Consider the following 17,271-nt stretch of genomic DNA (forward strand, 5'->3'; position numbering starts at 1 on the left):
CAAGTGTCGATGACCTTCGCGCGCCCGATGTCACCCAGCGTCAGAGCGCGGATTTCCTCAGCAGTTCGGGACGTTCACGGCAAGGCCGCCGAGCGAGGTTTCCTTGTACTTTTCCGACATGTCCGCGCCGGTCTGGCGCATCGTCTCGATACAGGCATCGAGGGGGACGAGGTGCGTTCCGTCGCCGCGCAACGCAAGGGAGGCCGCGGAAACCGCCTTGATCGCTCCCAGCCCGTTACGTTCGATGCAGGGCACCTGCACCAGTCCCTTGACCGGATCGCACGTCATGCCGAGATGGTGTTCCAGCGCGATCTCGGCGGCGTTCTCGATTTGCTCCGGCGTGCCGCCCATCACGGCGCACAGACCGGCGGCTGACATGGCGGCGGCGCTCCCGACCTCGGCCTGACAGCCCGCTTCCGCACCGGAAATGGAGGCGTTGAACTTGACTAGTCCGCCGATGGCGGCTGCGGTCAGCAGGAAATCCTCAATATGCGCCTCCGAGGCGCCGGGCACGTGGTCGAGGTAGTATCGCAAGGTGGCCGGCATGACCCCGGCGGCCCCGTTGGTGGGGGCGGTGACAACCTGGCCACCTGCCGCGTTCTCCTCGTTCACGGCCATGGCGTAGACGCTCATCCAGTCGTTGATCGTGTGCGGCGCGCGCTGGTTCTGGCCGCGTTCGGCCTGAAGGGCGTCGTGGATACCCTTGGCGCGGCGTCTGACGTTGAGCCCGCCTGGCAAGGTGCCGTCGGTGGTCAGACCCCTGTCGATGCAGTCGTTCATCACCTGCCACAGCCGTTTCGCACCTTCGCGCAGATGGATCTCGCCGTTGCGGGAAATCTCGTTGGCGCGCTTCATCTGCGCGATGCTTTTGCCCGAGGCGCGGGCCATTTCCAGCATCTCGGCGGCGGATTTGAAGGGGTAGGGCACGGGGTCGCCCTCTTCGGTGTTGCGCCCGGCTGCCAGTTCGGCTTCGGTCATCACGAAACCGCCGCCGATGGAATAGAAGGTCTCTCGCAGTGTCACGTCGCCCTGGGCGTCTCGTGCCATCAGCATCATGCCATTGGCGTGGCCCGCGAGTTTCGTGTCGTAGTCAAAGACCATGTCCGCGCCCGGATCGAAGTGCAGCGGCGGCAGCCCGTCGACCTCGATGGTGTGGGTCTTGGCGATCTGCGCAAGCACGGCTTCGGCCCTGTCGTGGTCATAGGCCTGCGGCGTGAACCCGGCGAGCCCGAGGATCGTCGCGCGGTCGGTCGCGTGGCCGACCCCGGTAAAGGCGAGGCTCCCGTGGAGCGAGGCGCGCAGCCCGGCAAAACGGAAAGGCGACGCGCGCATCATGTCGAGAAAGCGTCCGGCGGCGACCATCGGCCCCATCGTGTGCGAGGACGAGGGGCCGATGCCGACCTTGAACATGTCGAAAACGGAAAGAAACATCAGGTGGCACTTCCTTCGGGTGGCGTCGCAAGACACGGCGCGGTGAACGGGGTTGGCCCCAAACCTTCGGCGTCCTGCGCGGCGCGGGTACAGGGCAGGGCTTCGACGGCGGCGCAAAGATTGCGGAGATGCGGCGTATCCGCAAGGCGGAACCATCCACGGTCCGCATCGCTGGGATAAAGCGCGCACCAGCGCAGACAGGCCGCCAGATAGAAATGCATCACGCCGGGGTGCGCCGGGTCCAGCCAGACGGGGCATTGCGCCGCCACTGCGTCGAGCGTCCCCAGATGCGTCGCGATGGCCGTCTGCATCGTCTTGCGCAGCGCGGCTTGGTGCAGCTTATCCGGGCCCGCGTATTTCTCCGGGTAGAACGTCATACGCAGCGCGGGGTGCAGGGTATTTGAAACGAAGAACAGCCATTTCAGGAAACCGGCGCGGTCCCGCATGTCGGGCGACGGCGCCAGACCCCCATGCCGGTCGGCGAGCCACAGCAGGATCGCGCCCGTCTCGAACAGCGTGCCCTGCGGCGTTTCCAGCACCGGAATCAGCCCGTGGGGATTCAGCGCCCGGTAGGCGGCCCCGGCCTGTTCGGCAGCGGCGCGGTTCACCAGTCGGGTCCGGTAGGGCAGCCGCCGGTGTTCCAGCGCCAACCTGACGATCAGCGACGCGTTGTCGGGGGCATAGTGGAGGATATACGCGCTCATGAACGCTGACCTACCGCAGGCACGGCGGCGCGCATGGCGGAAAACGACACTTCTGCGCCGGGCAGGGTCAGGCGCTTTACCGTCCGGGCCGCAGGGCGGCATCCTCTACACTGATCCGGTGATACAGCATCGCCGCGTTCAGCAGCGTAAAGACCACCGCCACCCAGGTCAGACCGAGGACCATCGGCGCCACGATGATCTCGGCGACCACCAGCGTGTAGTTGGGATGCGGAATGAACCGGTAGGGACCGCGCGCCACCAGGGGTTCGTCCAAGACGATGATCCGCGTGGTCCATCGGCCGCCAAGGGTGGCGAGTATCCAGACCCGTAGAAATTGCAGCAGCACGTAAAGCGTTAGCCAGAGCCGGTCGAGGTGGCTGTCATGCCCGAAGACGATCAGCGCCAGCACCCAGGCGGTGTGCAGCGCCACCATCACCGGGTAATGGCCCGCGCCGACCTCGCGGGCGCCGCGCGCCAGCAGCAGGGCGGTATTGCGGCGGGCGATGGCCAGCTCGGACAGGCGCTGGACCACGATGAACCCGAGGAACAGCGCGGCGCCGACAGTCATATCCCGACCTGTATCGGCAACATCGCGGCGGTGAAGCCGGGACCGAGCGCGCAAAGGGCGAGTTGCCCGCCCTGACCGGCCTGCAACACCCGGTCGAGAACGAAAAGCGCGGTGGGCGCCGACATGTTGCCTGCCGCCCGCAAGGTGTCGCGTTCGGCATCGAGCGCGCCCGGACGCAAGTCCATCGTGGCCTCGATCGCCTCAAGCACCTTGGTGCCGCCGGGATGGCAGACGAAGCGATCCACGTCATCCAGCGACATATCAGCCGCGCGCAGCATCCCCAGCAGGGCCTCGCGGAAATTTTCCTGAACGAAGGGGGGAATCGACCGGTCGAACACGACCCCGAGGCCGGATTCGTCCACGTCCCACCCCATGATCGGCAAGGTGTCGGGCCACAGGTGTTCCTGCCCGCTCCCCAACTGCACGCGCCCCGCGCCGTCAGCGGTGTCGGAACGCAGAACGGCAGCGGCGGCGCCGTCGCCGAAAAGGACGGTGGCGATGATGTCGGCCTTGCTGAGCCTGTCGCGCCGGAACGCCAGAGAGCAGGTTTCCACTGCCACCATCAGGATGGTCTGGCCGGGATGGGCCGACGCGAGCCGCTGCGCGATGGCCAGCCCGGTCACACCGCCCGCGCAGCCGAGACCGAAAACGGGAACACGGTGCACGTCGGTCCGGAATCCCATTTCCTTGTGGGCCTGCGCTTCGAGGGTCGGGGTCGCGATCCCCGTCGAGGACACGGTCACGATGGTGTCGACCTGTGGCGCGGTGATGCCCGCAGCCCGCATCGCGCGGTCGGCGGCCTGCATGAACAAGGCCTTCGCACCTTCCTTGTAGGCTGCACCACGGTCGGCCCAGCCATGATCGCTTTCGAACCATTCCAGCGGCTGGACGCAATAGCGCCTATCGACGCCGGCATTTTCGAACGCCGGGACCAGCCGTTCGAACTGCGGATAGGTCGGCGCGAGGAGACGCCGCGCGGTTGCCACGGCCGCGTCTTGCGTGAGTTCATGCGGTGGAAGTGCCGTTCCGATGCCATCGAGGCTGACAAGGGTTGCCTCAACGGCCCGTCCCCGGGGGGAGGAAAGAATCTGGAGCATCTACTGGCACTTTCGAAAAGGGTTACGAAGATGAACGACCGCGGTGCGGGCTTCGTTCCCGGCCCCGCAGCGGGGTACCGCCCCGGTTTGCCCCCGCGTCCTCCCGATTTCGGGCAGAAACACGGCGCTTGCCCCTCGCGCCGGGCGGTCAATGGCCCTATAAGCCGGTGAGGTTACGCAGAAGGAAGAAGTCACATGGCTGGTGAGCTGTCCCCCATCGACAAGGCAAAGTTCGTCGCCGCCAAGCGCGCGGCGCAGTTCGTCGAAGACGGCATGCGGGTCGGCCTTGGCACCGGGTCCACCGCGGCATGGCTCGTGCGGTGTCTGGGCGAAATGGTGCGCGAGGACGGCCTTCGGATCCGCGGTGTCCCGACATCGACCCGCACGGCGGAACTCGCACGCGAGGTCGGCATAGAGGTCATCAGCCTCGACGAGGCGAAATGGCTGGATCTCACCATCGACGGTGCGGATGAATTCGACGGGGATCTCAACCTCATCAAGGGCGGCGGGGGCGCGCTGCTGCAAGAGAAAATCGTGGCGACCGCCAGCGATCAAATGGTCGTGATTGCCGACATCGGCAAGGAAGTGGAGCATCTGGGCGCCTTTCCCCTGCCGATCGAGGTGATCCCCTTCGGCTGGCAGACGACACAGGCGCTGGTGGAGGAAACGCTCATCAGCATGGATGTGCTGGGCCGGTCCTCGACCCTGCGGATGAACGGCGACCGTCCTTTCATTACAGACGAAGGCAACCACATTCTCGACCTGCATCTCAACCGGATCGGCAACGCGCGGCAGCTTGCGCTGGTGCTGAACCAGATGCCGGGCGTGGTGGAAAACGGCCTGTTCATCGACATCTGTGACGCGGTCGTGATCGGCTACGGGGATGGCAGGGTCGAAGTGCGGGACATAAATGAAGGCACGGTTGCGACGGAGCGACTGGATTTCGTCGAGACGGACAACCTGTTTTCCGATCTCAGCGACTGATTGCAGACAAGGAACTTCCGAATGGCTGATACCGATTTCGACTACGACCTCTTTGTGATCGGCGGCGGGTCCGGCGGCGTGCGCGCCGCGCGGGTCGCGGCCGGGGAACACGGGGCAAAGGTCGCACTGGCCGAAGAGGACCGGTACGGTGGCACCTGCGTCATTCGCGGCTGCGTGCCGAAGAAGCTGATGGTCTTCGCGTCGGGGTATTCGGACGTGGTGGACGAGGCCAAGTGTTTCGGCTGGGACCTCAAGCAGGGACCGTTCGACTGGCACGACTTCCGCTACCGGCTGATGAAAGAACTGGACCGGCTCGAACAGGTCTATCGCAAGCTGCTGGCAAATTCCGGCGTGGAAACCTTCGACCAGAGGGCACGGCTCAGGGACGCGCACACGGTGGAGCTGGCGGACGGCACCACGAAGACCGCCAAGCACATTCTGGTTGCGACCGGGGGGCATCCGGTCCGGCCTGACCTGCCGAACGCGGACCTCGGCATCGTGTCAGACGACATATTCCACCTCGAGAAACTGCCGAAGTCGCTGCTGATCATCGGCGGTGGCTACATCGCCTGCGAATTCGCCTGCATCATGCGCGGTCTGGGTGTCGAGGTCACGCAGTACTATCGCGGGGCGCAGATCCTGCGCGGCTTCGACGAGGAAGCGCGCGGTCTGGTCGCGGAAAGCATGCGCGACAGCGGGATCGATCTGCACACGGGCACCAACATCGTCGAAATGTCGCTTGCCAGCGAGCGCGAAGAGGGCGGGCAGCCGACGGGCTCCGATGCCACGATGGGGGCCAGCGCCCAGCAGGCCGCCGATCTGCGCGAGTCCGCTGAAGGCGCGAAGGCAGGGCAATCAGGGCCGATCTGGGTCAAGTCGACCAACGGCGGTGAAAAGGTCTTCGACATGGTGCTGTTCGCCACCGGGCGCGATCCTTCCACCCATGACATGGGGCTCGAGGACATCGGTGTGAAACTGGGCCGCCGGGGCGAGATCGAGGTGGACGAGTACAGCCAGACCGCCGTGCCGTCCGTCTATGCCATCGGTGACGTGACCGACCGGGTCAACCTGACCCCGGTGGCGATACGCGAGGGCATGGCATTCGCCGAAACGGTGTTCGGCGGAAACCCGACGCCGGTGGATCACGAGCTCATCCCCTCTGCCATCTTCACCCAGCCCGAGATGGGCACCGTGGGGCTGAGCGAGGAGGACGCGCGTGACCGCGAACCGGTCGAGATCTATTGCACCTCCTTCAAGCCGATGCAGACCGCCTTTGCCGGCAAAGCGGACCGGGTGCTGATGAAGCTGGTGGTGTCCAAGGAAACCCGCGTGGTCCTGGGCTGCCATATCGTCGCACCCCATGCCGGGGAGCTGATCCAGATGGCGGGCATCGCGGTCAAGGCAAAGCTGACAAAGGAACAATTCGACGCGACCTGTGCGGTGCATCCGACCATGTCCGAAGAACTGGTCACCATGCGCAAGCCGACCCGCACCGCTTGAATCCGGGCGGTTTGCGCCCACATTCAAAAGCGTACATAGAGTAACCAGATAAGGCCGCGTTCCGCGGCGCAGAGGGGAACACGACATATGGCTGGCAATTCGGGCGGCCCCTGGGGAGGGGGCGGCAATGGCGGTGGAGGCCGCGAGAACGGACAAGGCGGCGGACAGGGCGGCGACCGTGGACAGAACGGTGGCGGTCGCGGCTCCGGCGGCCGCGGACCCGGTGACCGACCGCAGATCCCGGAAATCGACGATCTGGTCCGGAAGGGGCAGGAACACCTGCGCGTCCTGATGGGCGGCGGCAACCGCAACCGGGGCAATGGCTCCGGCGACAACGGCGGCAATGGCGGCCCCGCGCTGACACGGGGCACGGTCGGTCTGGGGCTTCTGGCCGCGGCGGGCCTCTGGGCTTTCGCCAGCTTCTACACGGTGCGGCCCGAACAGCAGTCCGTCGAGCTTTTCCTCGGCGAGTTCCACCAGATCGGGACGGAAGGTCTGAATTTCGCGCCGTGGCCCTTTGTCACCGCCGAGGTGTTCGACGTCACCACCAACCGGACCGAGACCATCGGCATGGGTCGCGGCGCGTCCGATAACGACGGGCTGATGCTGACCACGGACGAGAACATCGTCGATGTGGATTTCCAGGTGGTCTGGAACATCAAGAACGCCCGCGACTTCCTCTTCTCGCTGCGCGAGCCGGATGCGAGCGTGCGGGCGATTTCGGAATCCGCGATGCGCGAGGCGATCGCGCAGTCCGAGCTGGCCCCCATTCTCAACCGGGACCGGGGTGCCGTGGCCGAGCAGGTGAAAGTGTTGATCCAGTCGACGCTGGACAACCGCGAGACCGGCATCAACATCCTGCGCGTCAACCTCAACAAGGTGGACCCGCCCAGCCAGACGGTCACGGTGACGAACGCCGATGGCACGACGCGGCAGGGGTCCGCGGTGGATGCATTCCGGGATGTGCAGGCCGCCGAACAGGAGCGTGACCGTCTGATGCGTCAGGCGGATGCCTACGCGAACCGGCGCACCGCCGAGGCGCGCGGTGAAAGCGCGCAGCTGCTGGAATCCGCCGAAGGCTACCGCGCGCGCGTCGTCAACGACGCGGTCGGTGAGGCCAGCCGTTTCGAGGCGGTTCTGGCCGAATACGAGCAGGCCCCGGAAGTCACCCGGAAGCGCCTGTACATCGAAACGATGCAGAAGGTGCTGGGCGACGTCGACAAGATCATCCTTGAAGGTGGTGTCGGCGGGTCCGGCTCGGGGCAGGGCGTTGTGCCCTATCTGCCCCTCAACGAGTTGCGTCGCAATGGAGGGTCGAACTGATGCGTAAGATCGGATTTCTGATACCCGTCGTGGTGATTGCGCTTGTCGCGCTGCTGTCCTCCATCTTCGTCGTGGACGAACGGGAGAATGCCCTCGTCCTGCGCTTTGGCCAGATCAAGCAGGTCAGGACCGAACCCGGCCTCGGCTTCAAGCTGCCGTTGCTGGACGAGGTCGTGCGCTTCGAGGACCGGATCCTCACGCTCGAGACCGAGCTGATCGAGATCACGCCCGCCGACGACAGGCGTCTGCTGGTCGATGCGCTGGTGCTCTACCGTATCGCCGATGTCGTGCAGTTCCGTCAGGCCATCGGTGTCGGCGGCCAGCGTCAGGCCGAGAACGACCTGAGCGGCATCATGGAATCGCAGATCCGTGCCGTGCTCGGCTCGCAGGGGGTGACGTCGAACACCATCCTGTCGCCGGAACGGGCGGGGCTGATGGACCAGATCCGCGAGAATGCCGACCAGCGTGCAAGCGTGCTGGGGCTGAGCATCGTGGACGTGCGGCTGCGCCAGACGAACCTGCCGGAGCAGAACTTTGACGCGACCCTGCAGCGGATGATCGCCGAGCGGGACCGCGAGGCAACGGACGAGCGTGCCCGTGGTCAGGAAGCGGCCCAGCGGATCAGGGCGCTGGCTGACCGTACGTACGAGGAAATCCTGTCGGAGGCCCGGCGTGACGCGCGCATCATCGAAGGTGAGGCGGACGCCGAGCGCAACAGGATCTTCGCGCAGTCCTACGGCCGGGATCAGGAATTCTTTGAATTCTACCGGTCGCTGACGGCCTACGAGGAAGCGCTGAAGGGGCAGAACTCGACGATGGTGATGTCCCCGGATTCGGAGTTCTTCAACTACCTCCGGTCGGATCAGGGCAGCCGGTCTGTCGAGGGCGAGTTCAACGCCAGTGGCGCGCCCGCGCGTTCCGCGAACAACGCTCCCGCAACCCCCGCGGCATCCCAGCCCGCAGCACCGGCGCCCGAGGCGCAGGAGCCTGCCGCGGATGAAACCGCTGACGAGGCACCGGCACCCGCCGCCGAGCCTGCCGCTGAGCAACCCGCGGCGGATGCGCCGACGCAATGACGCTCCTGCTGCTCGCGCTCGGGCTGGTGATGATCCTTGAGGGGCTGGTGTACGCACTGGCCCCTTCGCTTTTGGAGCGGATGCTGGAACTGCTGCGCACCATGCCCGAACAGGCGATCCGGCAGATCGGTGCGCTGGTCGTCGTGGGCGGCCTTGTGCTCGTATGGCTCGCGTTCCAGATCGGGGTCTGACGGTGGCTGACGCCCGCTCTCGTTTCCGTCACCGGCTGTTGAAAAGCCCGTGATGTGCCACATCTTTGATGTTGCGGTGCATCTGTACACCATGCACTCTGTCGGCAAGATGCTTCGGGCAGCTTGCCCCATCGGACAAAGCAGGAGACAACCCCATGCAGTCACGCACACAAGTGCGCGCCGTTCCCTTTCACGAAAGCCGGATGTTCAAGGGCCTGATGCTGAGCCTGCTGGCCTTCGTGCTGATGGTGGCGCAATCCATCGCGGTTCTGGCCAAGCCGGAAAGCCTGGCGCCGCTGGCGGAGCAGATCAGCCCCTCGGTCGTCAACATCACCACCTCCACCGTGGTCGAAGGGCGTACCGGCCCGCAGGGCATCGTGCCCGAGGGCTCCCCCTTCGAGGATTTCTTCCGTGAGTTCCGCGACCGCAACAACGGGGGCGAAGGTCAGCGGCCCCGCCGGTCGTCCGCGCTCGGGTCCGGCTTCGTCATCTCCGAAGACGGCTACGTGGTCACCAACAACCACGTGATCGACGGGGCCGACGAGATCACGGTCGAATTTTTCTCGGGCAAGGAATTGACCGCCAAGGTGATCGGCACCGACCCCAACACGGACATCGCCCTGTTGAAGGTCGAAGCGGACAATCCGTTGCCCTATGTCAGCTTCGGCGACAGCAACGAGGCCCGGGTCGGCGACTGGGTGATCGCCATGGGTAACCCGCTGGGGCAGGGGTTCTCGGTAAGTGCGGGGATCGTATCGGCCCGCAACCGCGCCCTGTCGGGCACCTACGATGACTACATCCAGACCGACGCGGCCATCAACCGCGGGAATTCGGGTGGACCGCTGTTCAACATGGACGGCCAGGTGATCGGCGTGAACACGGCGATCCTGTCTCCCAACGGCGGTTCCATCGGGATCGGGTTCTCCATGGCGTCCAACGTCGTGACCCGCGTGGTCGACCAGCTGAAAGAGTACGGCGAGACGCGGCGCGGCTGGCTGGGCGTCCGCATCCAGGACGTGACGGAGGACATCGCCGAGGGCCTGGGCCTCGCGTCCGCGACCGGCGCGCTGATCACCGATGTGCCGGACGGTCCCGCCAAGGAAGCGGGCCTGCTGACCGGTGACGTCATCATGTCCTTCGACGGGGTCGAGGTGGCCGATACCCGCGCCCTCGTGCGTCAGGTGGGCAATTCCCCCGTGGGAGCGAGCGTTCGCGTCACGGTGATGCGCGAAGGCAAGAGCCAGACCGTCAAGGTCGTGCTTGGCCGTCGCGAGGACGCGGACAGCGAGGCCGTGACCGGCGCCGAGGAAGAAGAACTCGAGGAAGCGCCGGTTCAGCAGTCCATGCTGGGGCTGACGCTGACCCCGCTGACCGACGAGATCCGCGAGGAACTGGGTGCCGATGCCGGTACCATGGGTCTTGCGGTCACCGAGGTCGATGAAGCGTCGGAGGCGTTCGAGAAAGGGCTGCGCGTGGGTGACATCATCACCGAGGCAGGCCAGCAGAAGGTGACGTCCATCGCGGACCTCGAGGAACGTGTCGCCGCGGCAAGGGACGCGGGGCGCAAGTCGCTTCTGCTGCTGGTCCGCCGGGCGGGCGACCCCCGCTTCGTGGCGCTGTCGCTCGAAGGCTAGGCAGACCGCTGGCGCAGGACAGGAAAGGGCACCCCGGCGGTGCCCTTTTTCATTTTCGCGCTTCGCGGTCGGCGGCGGGCGGATCAGCCCGTATCGCGCTCGACCGCGATCAGCCCGAGGCTCCGCGCGGCCTCAAGCGACAGGACGCCGCTGTCGGGCCCGCTCTCCTGCTGATACCGCTGGACCGCAGCGCGGGTGGCATCGTCCATCTTGCCGGTAATCGCACCGTCAAACAGGCCACGTGCCGACAGGGCGCGCTGCAGCGATGACACGAATTCGGCGGTCAGCACCTCGGGACAGGGGGTCTCGAACCAGTTGTCGCGGCGGGGCACCACCATTTCCTGATGCGTTTCCGACCGGTAGACCGGCAGCTTGGCGACGCTCCCGTCCGGATTGACCTTTGCCGGCTCGACCTGGACCTGTTCGGTCACCGTCTCGAAGACCGCCGGGCTCACCGTCCGTCCCCAGCAGCTGCCGGGGGCCGCGCCTGCGGGGCCGTTGCGTGTCGCCTCGAGCACGCCGGGATCGGGGGGCGCGTCCGCGGCGGGGGCCACCCCGTCGCAGGATGCAAGAAGCGCGCAGAACAACGCGCCGAGACAGGGGCGCAATACGCGCGCCGGGGGGATAATCGCCTGTGACATGGCCCAATACCTGTGGGTCTGGTGTTTTGCCGCGACCCTAGCCGGTTTTCCCGACCTTGCCTAGCGCAGCGCCGAGAAATGGGGGTGGCAGACGACCATCCACGCCGCTAGAACATGCGGAAAGCAGATGAGGGAAGGGACCCATAATGGCCAAGATTACTTACGTGGAGCATGGTGGCAAAGAGCACGTCGTCGAGGTCGCCAACGGCATGACCGTGATGGAGGGCGCACGTGACAACAACATTCCCGGGATCGAGGCCGACTGCGGCGGCGCCTGCGCCTGTTCGACCTGCCATGTCTACGTCGATCCCGCCTGGGTCGACAAGCTGCCGGCGAGGGACGACATGGAAGAAGACATGCTCGACTTTGCCTACGAGCCCGACGCGGAGCGGTCGCGGCTGACCTGTCAGCTCAAGGTGACCGACGCGCTGGATGGCCTGCGGGTCCAGATGCCCGAAAAGCAGATCTGAATGCCTCGGCCGCCGCGTCGGCCCTGGCCATTCGGTCGCGGGGTTGCCTGTGGCGCCCTGATGCTCGCCGCGCTGGGGGCGGGCCGGGCGGTCGCGGATATCGAAGCCGCGCGCTACGACATGCCGACCGAGGTGTACGGCCACGGCGTTCTGCCCGGCGGGGAATACGCCGGGCTGGAGGTCCGGCTGACCGGGGGGCGTGTCATCGGCGTCGGCACGTTCGAGGCTGTCTACGAAGATACGGCGCCCCGCCTCGTGGATCTCGACGGCGACGGCGAGAACGAGCTTATCACCGTGATCTCGTATTTCGAAGAGGGGTCAGCGGTGCGCATCTTCGACGAGGTGCCAAGCGAGGGCCACCCGCGCGGAACGACCATCGCCGTCGTGGCGGAGACACCGCCCATCGGCACCCGGCATCGGTGGCTCGGTATCGTGGGGGCCGCCGATCTGGACGGCGACGGCCAAGTGGAGATCGCCTATGTCGACCGGCCGCACCTTGCGCGGGTGCTGCGGATCTGGCGCTACCGGGATGGCACGCTGGAAGAGGTGGCCCGCCTGCCGGGCGTGACCAACCACCGGATCGGCATGGCCGACATCTCGGGTGGCATCCGGCGATGCGGCGGGCGGCCCGAGATAATCATGGCGGACGCGGCGTGGCGTCGGATCGTTGCGGTGCGGCTTCAGGCGGGCGCGCTCACGGCGCGCGACGCCGGACCCTACCGGGGCAATGGCAGCATCGACGCTGCAATGGCCTGCTGATGCGCCTGTGTCGTGCGCTGATGCCCCTTGTCCTGCTGCTTTGCGGCCCCGTTTCGGCGCAGACGCAGCTTTCGCCGGAAGAATTCATGGACCACGCGGCAGGTCGTACCCTGACCTTCGAAAGCCTCGGGACGGGGCGGCTCGTCGGGATCGAGGAATTCCTGTCGCGCCAACGCACCGTCTGGGCGCGCAGCGACGGAAGCTGCACCTATGGCGAGGTCACCCTGACCGACAGCCAGGTCTGTTTCCGCTACGAGGACCAGTGGGGCGTGAACCACTGCTGGACACCCTACGAAGTCGACGGGACCATCATCGTCGTATCGCCGGGTGGCTCCCGCCAGCGGGTCAGTCGGATCACCGATCAGCCGGTGGCCTGCTATGACCCGCCGATGTCGTGAGCGGCGGCGCCGTCAGTCAAAACCGCGCCAGCATTTGCCTTCGTAGATCTCGTAATCCGCGGCAAACAGCTCTCGTATCCTTCCGCGCTGGGCCGGTGTCGGGGTGAAGCCGTTGTCGCGTGACCTGTTCACATGGGCGGCCTGGTCCGGCGGGATCGGCGCGCGGTCAAATGCGACGCGCACCATGTTGAGGGCGGGCAGCAGGTCTTCGAGCCGAAAGATCATGTCGAGCAGCGGCTTGCCCGCGTCATCGCAGATGTCGTCCGACATCGCGGCCACATGGGTCTGGAAATGCAGCCCGTAGGGTTTGATGTTGGAAGGCGAAGCGCGGCATTCCTCGATGGCCGCCAGAAACCGGTCGAAGTCCTGCTCCGGCTCGCCGCCGAACACCAGACGGTCTGTCATGAGGGAGGTTTGCGCCCCGAACCGTGCCGGATCGCTGCGCGCCCAGAGGTAGCGGAACTGGCTGACGCAGCGCGCCAACGGGTCGCGGCAAAAGGCAAAGCGGAAATAGCGGTCGAAATCGTCGGGATACAGATAGGTCTGCGCGAACAGGCAGCGCCGGAACTGGTAGGGGCCCAGCAGGACGCGGAAATTGTTGAGGATGTCGTTGTATTCGGCTTTGGGGGCCTGCAGGAAACCGGTCGGCATCATGTTCTTGTCGGTCAGGTGATACAGATCCCCCAGCATTTTGCGTGTGGACAGGCCCGCGCTTTTCTTGATGTGAAGCCAGAAGATGCCTGTCTTTCCGGTCACGTCGAGGGTGGGCAACCGGCTCACAAGGCCCGCCATCCGATGTCACGCCGGCAGAACCCTTCGGGCCAGTCGATCCGGTCCACCATCGCATAGGCCCGCGCCTGCGCTTCGGCCAGGGATGCACCGCGCGCCGTGACGTTGAGCACCCGGCCGCCGGCGGCGCGGAACTGCCCCTCCGCGCGGGTGGTTCCGGCGTGAAACACCATGTTCGCGCTGTCCTCCGGCAGCGCGTCGAGGCCCCCGATCACGCTTCCCTTCTCGTAGCTGCCGGGATAGCCGTCAGCCGCCATCACCACGGTGATCGCGTGATCCTCGGCCCAGTTGACCCGCGCGTCGGCCAGGCGGCCGTCGGCGGTGGCGTGCATCAGGTCGAACGCCTGCGCGCCCAGCCGCATCATGAGGACCTGGCATTCCGGATCGCCAAAGCGGACATTGTATTCGACCAGCCGAGGCGCGCCGTCGCGGATCATCAGCCCGGCGTAGAGCACCCCTTGGTAAGGGATGCCGCGCCGGACCATCTCGGCCATGCAGGGGCGGACGATCTCGTCGAGCGCCCGCTGCGCGATTGCGTCGGTCAGCACGGGCGCGGGGGAATAGGCCCCCATGCCGCCGGTGTTCGGTCCGGTGTCGCCGTCGCCGACGCGCTTGTGATCCTGCGCGGTGCCGATGGGCAGCACCGTCTCGCCGTCGCACAGCACGAAGAAGGAGGCTTCCTCGCCCTCCATGAACTCCTCGATCACAACTTCGGCGCCCGCATCGCCGAAAGCGCCTTCGAACATGGTATCCACCGCCGACAGGGCTTCGTCCTCCGTCATGGCGATGATGACGCCCTTGCCCGCGGCGAGGCCGTCTGCCTTGATCACGATCGGCGCGCCATGGGCCTTGACGTGGGCGCGGGCGGCGTCCGCATCGGTGAAGTGGCCGTAGGCCGCCGTCGGCGCCCTGGCCGCATCGCAGATTTCCTTGGTAAAGGCCTTTGACGCCTCGAGCGCTGCCGCGGCAGCCGAGGGGCCGAACACCGTGTAGCCCGCGGCACGCAGGTCGTCGGCGACCCCCGCGGCGAGGGGCGCCTCGGGCCCGACGATCACGAAGTCGATGTTGTTGTCGTCGCAGAAGACGGCGACGGCGCCGCCATCCATGATATCGAGATCGGCGCAGTCCGCGATCTTCGCGATGCCCGCATTGCCCGGTGCCACGATCAGCTTGTCGCACTTCGGGTTCTGCAGGGTGGCCCAGGCGAGACTGTGTTCGCGTCCGCCGCTGCCCAGAATGAGGATGTTCATGGGGCTGCACTCCCTTGGCCTTTGTCTGCTCGCGTTCTATTCTGCACCCGACCAAGACACAAGGACAGGACATGGACCTGATCGACGATCCGCGCGAAGGGCTGAACAGCCCCGAATTCTCCGTCACCGAAATTTCGGGGGCGATCAAGCAGGTGATCGAAGGCGAATTCGGACACGTCCGGATCAGGGGCGAGGTGGGCCGTGTCAGCAGGCCGAGGTCAGGGCATGTCTACCTCGACCTCAAGGATGACAAGTCGGTGATCTCGGGCGTGATCTGGAAGGGGGTCACCGCCCGGCTGGAGACGCAGCCCGAAGAAGGCATGGAAGTGGTTGCGACGGGGCGCGTCACCACTTTCGGGGGGCAATCCAAGTACCAGATCGTGATCGAGGACATCAAGCCGGCGGGGATGGGCGCGCTCATGGCGCTGCTGGAAAAGCGCAAGAAGGCGCTGGCGGCGGAAGGCCTGTTCGACCAAGGGCGCAAGCGGCCCTTGCCCTACCTTCCCGATGTCATCGGTGTGGTCACATCGCCTTCGGGTGCGGTGATCCGCGACATCCTGCATCGACTGCGCGACCGGTTCCCGCGCAAGGTGCTGATCTGGCCGGTCGCGGTTCAGGGTGCCAGATGCGCGCCCGAGGTGGCGCGGGCAATCGCGGGCTTCAACGCGCTGACCCCCGGCGGCGCGATGCCGCGGCCCGACTTGCTGATAGTCGCGCGCGGCGGCGGTTCGGTCGAGGATCTGTGGGGCTTCAACGAGGAAATCGTCGCACGGGTAGCCGCGGCTTCGGAGATTCCTCTGATCTCCGCCGTGGGGCACGAGACGGACACGACGCTGATCGATTACGTGTCGGACCGTCGCGCGCCCACGCCCACGGCGGCGGCGGAACTGGCGGTGCCTGTCCGGCACGAACTGGCGGCCTGGCTCGACAGTCAGGAAGCCCGGATGCGCGTGCTGCTGAGCCAGGGGCTCAGCCGCCGCGACCAGCGCCTGCGCGACATGGCGCGTGCGTTGCCCCGCGCCGACACGCTGCTCGACGGGCCGCGCCAGCGGCTCGACCGCGCGGGCGAGAAGCTGGAGCCGGCGCTGATCTCCGGCGTGCAGCGCCGGCGGGTCAGGCTTGCGGATGTGTCGGGTTCGTTGCGCCCGTCGACCTTGCGCCAGCGCGTGGGGCAGGAACGCCGCAGGCTGAACGAGGTCGCCGCGCGGCTGACGCCCGCCCTTGATCGGCTCATCGCGGCGCGGAGAGACCGCTTCGAGAGCCGTGCGCGGGGTTTCCGGCCCGCTGCGCTGGAACGCGACCGTGCCCGCAAGGCCGATGCCTTTGCCGCGCTGGTCGGCCGGCTGTCCGATGCGGGCCAGCGCCAGACGCGCGGCTGGCGGCAGCGGATCGACGCGCTGGACCGGCTTCGTGAAACGCTCAGCTACAAGGCGACGCTGGCCCGCGGCTATGCCGTGGTGCGCGGCGACGGCGAGGTCGTGACCGGCAAGGCGGCGGCGCAGAAGGCGGCACGGCTCGAGATCGAATTCGCCGATGGCCGCGTGACCGTCGGCGCGGCGGGCACGGGTCCGACAGGCAAAGCGACCTCACGCAAGTCGGGTGAAAAGCCGCCGGAGCAGGGATCGCTGTTCTAGGTCAGACACCGACCTTGGGGCCGAGGCATTGAAAGGCATCCTTGCCGGGGTCGCTTTCGACGATGCGCGTGGGAAAGCCGCCGTTGCGCAGAACCGCCACAATGCCGGTCGACGTGCGTTCCACCGCCCAGCACTGGGGGTCGGGGTTGTTCTCGTAGGTAAAGCAGATCAGCCCGTCGCGGGCGAACCATTCGCCCTCGATGCAGGTCCCATCCCGCTCCGACCAGCGGACGCGCCGGTCCTCCATGTAGCTTTCGGCGGCGGTCACGCCCCGTCCGTCGCCCCGGTCGAAATAGATCGTCTTGCCGCCCACGTAGTCCCGAAACGCCTGTGCGGTGTCCAAAGGCTCGGCCGATGCGATGCCCGCGCCCAGCAGCAGGGCCGCGATCAGCGGTTTCACACGCCGACCTTCGGGCCGAGGCAGATCATTTCCTCGTCGCCGTCCCGCGCCTCGTAAAGCTCGGTCGTCTGCGGGTCGTTCTCGAACCGGGCGATCAACCCGCCGGTGCCGCGCGAAAAGCTCCAGCACTGGGGGTCGGGATTATCCTCGTAGACAAAGCAGATCAGCTGCCCGTCCTGATACCATTCGCCCTCGCGGCAGTCGCCGTCGAGAAACGACCAGACGACACGACGGTTCTCGTGGTAGACCTCGGCACCGTAGGCGGTGCCGCCCCGCCCGTAGAACAGGGTCTTGCCGCGGGTGTAGGCATCGAACTCCTCGGCCGTCATGAGATCCTGCGCGGCGGCAGGCAGCGCCAGCAGGCTGGCGAGGATCAGGGCAATGCTTCTCATTCGGGCAGAGTGTCAGAAAGGCCCGAACGG

19 protein-coding genes are annotated in these 17,271 nt (G+C 66.5%); 10 read left to right on the plus strand and 9 right to left on the minus strand.

The genetic code is table 11. The features are described from left to right. Nucleotides 1-57: 57 nt before the first annotated feature. The 4 genes from BOO69_RS05825 to BOO69_RS05840 all read right to left on the minus strand — a co-directional run bounded on the left by BOO69_RS05825 (nt 58) and on the right by BOO69_RS05840 (nt 3,800). Nucleotides 58-1,431 (minus strand): L-serine ammonia-lyase, encoded by a 1,374-nt coding sequence (locus tag BOO69_RS05825; RefSeq protein ID WP_071971148.1) that lies wholly within the window; start codon nt 1,429-1,431, stop codon nt 58-60. Beyond that, nucleotides 1,431-2,135: a glutathione S-transferase family protein gene (locus tag BOO69_RS05830; RefSeq protein WP_071971150.1), complete on the minus strand. Its 705-nt coding sequence runs from the start codon at nt 2,133-2,135 to the stop codon at nt 1,431-1,433. Before BOO69_RS05830 ends, BOO69_RS05825 begins: the two co-directional genes overlap by 1 nt. Before the next feature lie 76 nt (nt 2,136-2,211). Beyond that, nucleotides 2,212-2,703: an isoprenylcysteine carboxyl methyltransferase family protein gene (locus tag BOO69_RS05835; RefSeq protein WP_071971152.1), complete on the minus strand. Its 492-nt coding sequence runs from the start codon at nt 2,701-2,703 to the stop codon at nt 2,212-2,214. Further along, entirely contained in the window at nt 2,700-3,800 is a 1,101-nt protein-coding gene (locus BOO69_RS05840) for a type III polyketide synthase (protein WP_083545460.1), read from the minus strand. Before BOO69_RS05840 ends, BOO69_RS05835 begins: the two co-directional genes overlap by 4 nt. Nucleotides 3,801-3,995: 195 nt before the next feature. On the opposite strand from BOO69_RS05840, the gene rpiA reads away from it, so the two are divergent. From rpiA to BOO69_RS05870, 6 genes are all read left to right on the plus strand, one after another. Beyond that, nucleotides 3,996-4,784, plus strand: a complete 789-nt coding sequence (gene rpiA, locus BOO69_RS05845) for a ribose-5-phosphate isomerase RpiA (RefSeq protein ID WP_071971154.1) — start codon at nt 3,996-3,998, stop codon at nt 4,782-4,784. Between the two features lie 21 nt (nt 4,785-4,805). Next, a complete protein-coding gene (locus BOO69_RS05850; protein WP_071971156.1) occupies nt 4,806-6,284 on the plus strand; it encodes an FAD-dependent oxidoreductase in 1,479 nt (492 codons plus the stop codon). Between the two features lie 87 nt (nt 6,285-6,371). After that, nucleotides 6,372-7,607 carry an FtsH protease activity modulator HflK gene (gene hflK, locus BOO69_RS05855; RefSeq protein ID WP_172839500.1) on the plus strand — a complete coding sequence of 412 codons (1,236 nt, stop codon included), beginning with the start codon at nt 6,372-6,374 and terminating at the stop codon, nt 7,605-7,607. Further along, the gene (hflC, locus tag BOO69_RS05860) at nt 7,607-8,683 is read left to right on the plus strand and encodes a protease modulator HflC (protein WP_071971158.1); all 1,077 of its coding nucleotides are present in this window, start codon (nt 7,607-7,609) and stop codon (nt 8,681-8,683) included. The genes hflK and hflC overlap by 1 nt, the downstream gene beginning before the upstream one ends. Continuing rightward, nucleotides 8,680-8,874 carry a DUF2065 family protein gene (locus BOO69_RS05865; protein ID WP_071971160.1) on the plus strand — a complete coding sequence of 65 codons (195 nt, stop codon included), beginning with the start codon at nt 8,680-8,682 and terminating at the stop codon, nt 8,872-8,874. The genes hflC and BOO69_RS05865 overlap by 4 nt, the downstream gene beginning before the upstream one ends. Before the next feature lie 218 nt (nt 8,875-9,092). Then, on the plus strand, nt 9,093-10,508 hold the full coding sequence (locus tag BOO69_RS05870; RefSeq protein ID WP_418361306.1) for a DegQ family serine endoprotease: 1,416 nt from the start codon (nt 9,093-9,095) through the stop codon (nt 10,506-10,508). Between the two features lie 83 nt (nt 10,509-10,591). Here BOO69_RS05870 and BOO69_RS05875 read toward each other — a convergent pair whose 3' ends face one another. Beyond that, nucleotides 10,592-11,149: a peptidoglycan-binding domain-containing protein gene (locus BOO69_RS05875; RefSeq protein WP_071971164.1), complete on the minus strand. Its 558-nt coding sequence runs from the start codon at nt 11,147-11,149 to the stop codon at nt 10,592-10,594. A 146-nt stretch (nt 11,150-11,295) separates the two neighbouring features. On the opposite strand from BOO69_RS05875, the gene BOO69_RS05880 reads away from it, so the two are divergent. The 3 genes from BOO69_RS05880 to BOO69_RS05890 are packed head-to-tail and all read left to right on the plus strand — an operon-like array spanning nt 11,296 to nt 12,776. Then, nucleotides 11,296-11,619, plus strand: a complete 324-nt coding sequence (locus tag BOO69_RS05880; protein ID WP_071971166.1) for a 2Fe-2S iron-sulfur cluster-binding protein — start codon at nt 11,296-11,298, stop codon at nt 11,617-11,619. 60 nt (nt 11,620-11,679) lie between these two features. Continuing rightward, nucleotides 11,680-12,378, plus strand: a complete 699-nt coding sequence (locus tag BOO69_RS05885; protein WP_071973668.1) for a hypothetical protein — start codon at nt 11,680-11,682, stop codon at nt 12,376-12,378. Continuing rightward, nucleotides 12,378-12,776 carry a hypothetical protein gene (locus BOO69_RS05890; RefSeq protein WP_071971168.1) on the plus strand — a complete coding sequence of 133 codons (399 nt, stop codon included), beginning with the start codon at nt 12,378-12,380 and terminating at the stop codon, nt 12,774-12,776. Before BOO69_RS05885 ends, BOO69_RS05890 begins: the two co-directional genes overlap by 1 nt. 12 nt (nt 12,777-12,788) lie before the next feature. Here BOO69_RS05890 and BOO69_RS05895 read toward each other — a convergent pair whose 3' ends face one another. Next, nucleotides 12,789-13,532, minus strand: a complete 744-nt coding sequence (locus tag BOO69_RS05895) for a sulfotransferase family 2 domain-containing protein (RefSeq protein WP_216637008.1) — start codon at nt 13,530-13,532, stop codon at nt 12,789-12,791. A gap of 20 nt (nt 13,533-13,552) precedes the next feature. After that, nucleotides 13,553-14,815, minus strand: coding sequence for a phosphoribosylamine--glycine ligase (gene purD / locus BOO69_RS05900; RefSeq protein ID WP_071971171.1), 1,263 nt, complete (start codon nt 14,813-14,815; stop codon nt 13,553-13,555). A 71-nt stretch (nt 14,816-14,886) separates the two neighbouring features. Between purD and xseA the strand changes: the two genes are divergently transcribed. After that, a complete protein-coding gene (gene xseA, locus BOO69_RS05905; protein ID WP_071971172.1) occupies nt 14,887-16,449 on the plus strand; it encodes an exodeoxyribonuclease VII large subunit in 1,563 nt (520 codons plus the stop codon). Between the two features lies 1 nt (nt 16,450). Here xseA and BOO69_RS05910 read toward each other — a convergent pair whose 3' ends face one another. Together BOO69_RS05910 and BOO69_RS05915 are read right to left on the minus strand one after the other, a co-directional pair. Continuing rightward, on the minus strand, nt 16,451-16,849 hold the full coding sequence (locus BOO69_RS05910) for a hypothetical protein (protein ID WP_071971174.1): 399 nt from the start codon (nt 16,847-16,849) through the stop codon (nt 16,451-16,453). Continuing rightward, the gene (locus BOO69_RS05915) at nt 16,846-17,241 is read right to left on the minus strand and encodes a hypothetical protein (RefSeq protein ID WP_071971176.1); all 396 of its coding nucleotides are present in this window, start codon (nt 17,239-17,241) and stop codon (nt 16,846-16,848) included. Before BOO69_RS05915 ends, BOO69_RS05910 begins: the two co-directional genes overlap by 4 nt. Nucleotides 17,242-17,271: the final 30 nt, after the last annotated feature.

Origin of the sequence: Sulfitobacter alexandrii (assembly GCF_001886735.1) — a bacterium.
Classification (GTDB): Bacteria; Pseudomonadota; Alphaproteobacteria; order Rhodobacterales; family Rhodobacteraceae; genus Sulfitobacter; species Sulfitobacter alexandrii.

What these genes read in the sequence shown, in the direction of transcription:
- BOO69_RS05850 (WP_071971156.1), top strand. Translation starts at nt 4,806, where the DNA reads ATGGCTGATACCGATTTCGACTACGACCTCTTTGTGATCGGCGGCGGG.
- BOO69_RS05885 (WP_071973668.1), top strand. Translation starts at nt 11,680, where the DNA reads ATGCTCGCCGCGCTGGGGGCGGGCCGGGCGGTCGCGGATATCGAAGCC.
- BOO69_RS05890 (WP_071971168.1), top strand. Translation starts at nt 12,378, where the DNA reads ATGCGCCTGTGTCGTGCGCTGATGCCCCTTGTCCTGCTGCTTTGCGGC.
- purD (WP_071971171.1), bottom strand. Translation starts at nt 14,815, where the DNA reads ATGAACATCCTCATTCTGGGCAGCGGCGGACGCGAACACAGTCTCGCC.
- xseA (WP_071971172.1), top strand. Translation starts at nt 14,887, where the DNA reads ATGGACCTGATCGACGATCCGCGCGAAGGGCTGAACAGCCCCGAATTC.
- BOO69_RS05915 (WP_071971176.1), bottom strand. Translation starts at nt 17,241, where the DNA reads ATGAGAAGCATTGCCCTGATCCTCGCCAGCCTGCTGGCGCTGCCTGCC.
- BOO69_RS05865 (WP_071971160.1), top strand. Translation starts at nt 8,680, where the DNA reads ATGACGCTCCTGCTGCTCGCGCTCGGGCTGGTGATGATCCTTGAGGGG.
- hflK (WP_172839500.1), top strand. Translation starts at nt 6,372, where the DNA reads ATGGCTGGCAATTCGGGCGGCCCCTGGGGAGGGGGCGGCAATGGCGGT.
- BOO69_RS05835 (WP_071971152.1), bottom strand. Translation starts at nt 2,703, where the DNA reads ATGACTGTCGGCGCCGCGCTGTTCCTCGGGTTCATCGTGGTCCAGCGC.
- BOO69_RS05870 (WP_418361306.1), top strand. Translation starts at nt 9,093, where the DNA reads ATGCTGAGCCTGCTGGCCTTCGTGCTGATGGTGGCGCAATCCATCGCG.
- BOO69_RS05840 (WP_083545460.1), bottom strand. Translation starts at nt 3,800, where the DNA reads ATGCTCCAGATTCTTTCCTCCCCCCGGGGACGGGCCGTTGAGGCAACC.
- rpiA (WP_071971154.1), top strand. Translation starts at nt 3,996, where the DNA reads ATGGCTGGTGAGCTGTCCCCCATCGACAAGGCAAAGTTCGTCGCCGCC.
- BOO69_RS05875 (WP_071971164.1), bottom strand. Translation starts at nt 11,149, where the DNA reads ATGTCACAGGCGATTATCCCCCCGGCGCGCGTATTGCGCCCCTGTCTC.
- hflC (WP_071971158.1), top strand. Translation starts at nt 7,607, where the DNA reads ATGCGTAAGATCGGATTTCTGATACCCGTCGTGGTGATTGCGCTTGTC.
- BOO69_RS05830 (WP_071971150.1), bottom strand. Translation starts at nt 2,135, where the DNA reads ATGAGCGCGTATATCCTCCACTATGCCCCCGACAACGCGTCGCTGATC.
- BOO69_RS05825 (WP_071971148.1), bottom strand. Translation starts at nt 1,431, where the DNA reads ATGTTTCTTTCCGTTTTCGACATGTTCAAGGTCGGCATCGGCCCCTCG.
- BOO69_RS05880 (WP_071971166.1), top strand. Translation starts at nt 11,296, where the DNA reads ATGGCCAAGATTACTTACGTGGAGCATGGTGGCAAAGAGCACGTCGTC.